Annotated in this window: 5 protein-coding genes; all 5 read left to right on the top strand. The window is 49.5% G+C overall.

All coding sequences use genetic code 11. The features are described 5' to 3' along the window. A partial coding sequence (locus B7C60_RS17905; protein ID WP_245868581.1) for a class II D-tagatose-bisphosphate aldolase non-catalytic subunit occupies positions 1–590 on the top strand: 590 nt, incomplete at its 5' end. A 19-nt stretch (positions 591–609) separates the two neighbouring features. After that, entirely contained in the window at positions 610–1,770 is a 1,161-nt protein-coding gene (locus tag B7C60_RS05050) for an SIS domain-containing protein (protein ID WP_099610717.1), read from the top strand. Between the two features lie 17 nt (positions 1,771–1,787). Beyond that, entirely contained in the window at positions 1,788–2,285 is a 498-nt protein-coding gene (locus tag B7C60_RS05045) for a PTS sugar transporter subunit IIB (RefSeq protein ID WP_216639301.1), read from the top strand. A 54-nt stretch (positions 2,286–2,339) separates the two neighbouring features. Then, positions 2,340–3,125 (top strand): PTS N-acetylgalactosamine transporter subunit IIC, encoded by a 786-nt coding sequence (agaW, locus tag B7C60_RS05040; RefSeq protein ID WP_099610716.1) that lies wholly within the window; start codon positions 2,340–2,342, stop codon positions 3,123–3,125. Further along, positions 3,109–3,595 (top strand): PTS system mannose/fructose/sorbose family transporter subunit IID (locus tag B7C60_RS17900; protein ID WP_245868578.1); only part of this gene is annotated, 487 nt, incomplete at its 3' end. The genes agaW and B7C60_RS17900, both read left to right, overlap by 17 nt.

Genomic DNA, 3,595 nt, shown 5'->3' with positions numbered 1-3,595 from the left:
AGTTCGATCACTCTAGCGTCATTGATTACAAACCTGAGCCAGCCGCTGAACTATCAAAAGTGGTCAACGAGTTTGAACACATGCTTTTTGAAGCGCACTCCACTGATTATCAATCTCCAGAGAACTACGGCCTATTAGTTCGCGATCACTTTGCCATTCTGAAAGTGGGGCCACAACTGACTTTTGCAATGCGTGAAGCCTTATACGGTCTATGTGCTATTGAAGATGAAATGCTACCAACGGAGCTGCGTTCTAACCTACGTGACGTGATCGAATCGGTAATGCTCGCGAAACCAGATAACTGGGCGAAGTACTACCACGGTAACGAAGCCGAGCAAAAATTCGCACGTTCTTACTCTCTGTCTGACCGTATCCGCTACTACTGGGCTGATGAAACTATTCAAGCAGCCGTGGATAAACTGTTCGCTAATCTAAAGGATGGTCTGCCTCTCGCATTGGCGAGCCAATACCTACCAGAAGGTTATGCAGCACTGCGTAGCGGCGATATCGAAAACAACCCTAAAGCGTTTGTTATCAACAAGATTCAAAAGACCGTGCTAGAAATCTACGCACGTGCTTGTAAGTTCTAATTATACGAGTGAACAAATTATGAAACACCTAGGCATTGAGGTTGCTGAACTAGAAGAAAATAAAGGTTTCTGGACAGCAAAAGAAATTGAGCAGCAGCCGGACTGTTGGCTAAAAACGCTTTCAATTGTAAATGAGTGTCGCGCACAAGCAGAGGCGTTCCTTGCGCCGTTGTTTGCCAAAGATAACCTACGCATCGTAATGACTGGCGCAGGTACTTCTGCCTTTGCTGGTAAAGCGTTAGCGCCAATCCTAGCGAAAGAGCTGAACTGTCGTGTAGAAGCGATCGCGACCACAGACATCGTATCAAACCCATCTCAGTACTTCGCGGAAGATATCCCAACGTTATTGGTGTCATTCGCTCGTTCAGGTAACTCACCAGAATCTGTGCATGCGGTGGATTTGGCCTCTCAAGTACTGTCTGACTCCTTCCATCTGGTTGTTACCTGTAATGCGGAAGGTCAGCTGTACAGTCGTTGTCAAAGCGATGCGCGTTCGTTCGCAGTATTAATGCCAGCGGAAACCAACGATAAGTCATTCGCAATGACCTCTTCGTTCTCTTCAATGATGATGGCGGCATTCTCATTCTTAACGTTCAATAAAGCGGATGCGAAAGATTTAGAGAAAGTATGTGAGCAATCTAAAAAACTCATCCAAGACGTATGTGCACCAATTCGTGACATTGTAGTGAAAGATGCAAAACGTGTGATTTACCTCGGTTCGGGTGGTTTCCAAGGTCTGGCTCAGGAGTCGGCGCTAAAACTGCTAGAGTTAACTGCAGGTAAAGTGATTGCGATGTACGATTCGCCACTTGGTTTCCGTCACGGTCCTAAGTCGATTATTGATGATGAAACCCTGATCATGGTCTACATCTCGAATGACCCATACACACGTCAATACGACTTAGACCTGCTAACAGAATTACGTCGTGATAATCAGGCACTACAAGTTGTGGCAGTGGCTGCGCAACTCGATGATGTCGTCACTGATGGTCACTACCTGCATATTGAAGGTCTGGAAGCGGCTTCTGATGTTGAGTTGATTTTTCCATACCTGGTTGTGGCGCAGGAGTACTCATTCTTCCATTCGTTAGCACTAGACATTACACCGGATAATCCATGCCCGACGGGCGAAGTCAACCGTGTCGTGCAAGGCGTGATTATCCACCCATTTGGATCATAACTGAGGGTTTTAATATTATGTCAGCGAATATCGTATGGTGTCGAATTGACGAGCGTCTATTACACGGCCAGGTAAAAATTACCTGGATGCCAGCCTCTGGTGCCAACACCTGCATCGTGTGTAACGACGATGTGGCCGAAGGCCCAACCGCCGAGTTCTCTCAGGCGGCGATGCGTGCTTCTGCCGGTGGCGAGTTCAAAACCTCGTTCTACTCGGTCGACAAGCTGTGCACTATCATTGGTAAAGCCAAGCCGGAGCAAAAAATATTCATCGTGTGCTCGAACCCAACCGACGTGGCGCGTCTGATTGAAGGCGGCGTGCCTATCAAGGCGGTGAACGTGGGCAACATGCACTTCCACGAAGGTAAACAACAAATCTCAAAAACCGTGTCAGTCGATGACAAAGACATCGCGGCCTTTGAGCGCATTGCGGCGTGCAATGTGGTTTCCACTATCCAAAACACCCCAGACCAAGAACCGGTTGAGGTGTTAGCTCTGGCGACAGCGAGCGCGTAATTTTCAACCGCTGGGGTAGGTCGTCCTCCTCCGGCTCTGATAAAGGAAGAGACAATGCTATTTGAAGCAATGCTTGTTGCGGCGTGGGCGTTCCTGTGTGGTATCGATAAATACGATGTTGCACTGAACATTCACCGTCCTCTGATCACCGGTCCGATTATTGGTCTGATCATGGGTGATCTGGAATTGGGTCTGATGACCGGTGCGGTTCTGGAGTTGGCGTGGCTTGGCCTGGTGCCAAACGCTGGCGCTCAGCCACCAGATGTAACCATGGGTACGATTGCCGCGGTGGCGTTTGCCATCATGACCAACCAAACCCCAGAAATCGCAATGGGCGTCGGTATGCCGATTGCGGTACTGATGCAGATGTTGATCATCGGCTTCTTCGCCATGTCCTCGTTTGCGATGGGTAAAGCGGACGACTGCGCCGAGCGCGGTGATTCTCGCGGTATCGACTTCTTATTGATCAGCATTCTGACCGCTCGTGCCACCATGTACTCCGTGGTCGCGTTTATCACCGTGTATTTTGGTGAGCACGCGGCACAATGGATTGACGAAAACGCGCCAACCATGCTGCTTGAAGGTCTGGGTATCGGCGCGAAAATGGTGCCAGCTATCGGTTTCGCCATGCTATTAAAAGTGATGTGGAACAAAGAGATGGCGGGGATCTTCTTCATTGGTTTCGTGATGACCACGTACCTGAAACTGCCAATCATGGCGGTGGCGGTACTCGGTGGCTCAGCCGCGGTCCTTTACTACTTCATGACTGGCAACCAAGCCCAGGCAGTCGCAAGCAATAACTCTGTGCAAAGTGAGAATTACGATGACGACGGTATCTAATACAGACACACTTCCAAAAGAAGTTGAACAAGCAGAACGTTTCACTGATGAGATTGATGCGTACCAGGACACTGAAGTGCGTAAAGTGATCACCAAGCGTGAGCTTGTGATGTGTGCCCTGCGTGGCCTGTTCATGGAAGGCAACTTCAACTTCGAACGTATGCAGGCCGGTGGTTACGCGTACTCGATGATCCCAGCGCTGAAAAAAATTCACGGCAACAACAAGCGTGACTTTGCGACCTCGTTGAAAAACCACCTGCAGTTCTTCAACAGCTCACCAAAACTGTTCACCTTCCTGCTTGGCCTGTCGGTAGCGATGGAAGAGAACAAAGAAAAACCAAGCACCATCAACGCCATAAAAGTGGCGGGTCTTGGTCCACTGGGTGGCATTGGTGATGCGCTTGACCACATGACGCTGATGCCATTGACTCTGGCACTGGGCGCGGCGATTGCCGCGGATGGCTCGATTG

Source organism: Vibrio fujianensis, from assembly GCF_002749895.1.
In the GTDB taxonomy this organism is placed as follows: domain Bacteria; phylum Pseudomonadota; class Gammaproteobacteria; order Enterobacterales; family Vibrionaceae; genus Vibrio; species Vibrio fujianensis.
Note: the sequence above shows the minus strand (reverse complement) of the source record. Positions and strands in the feature narration are given on the sequence as shown.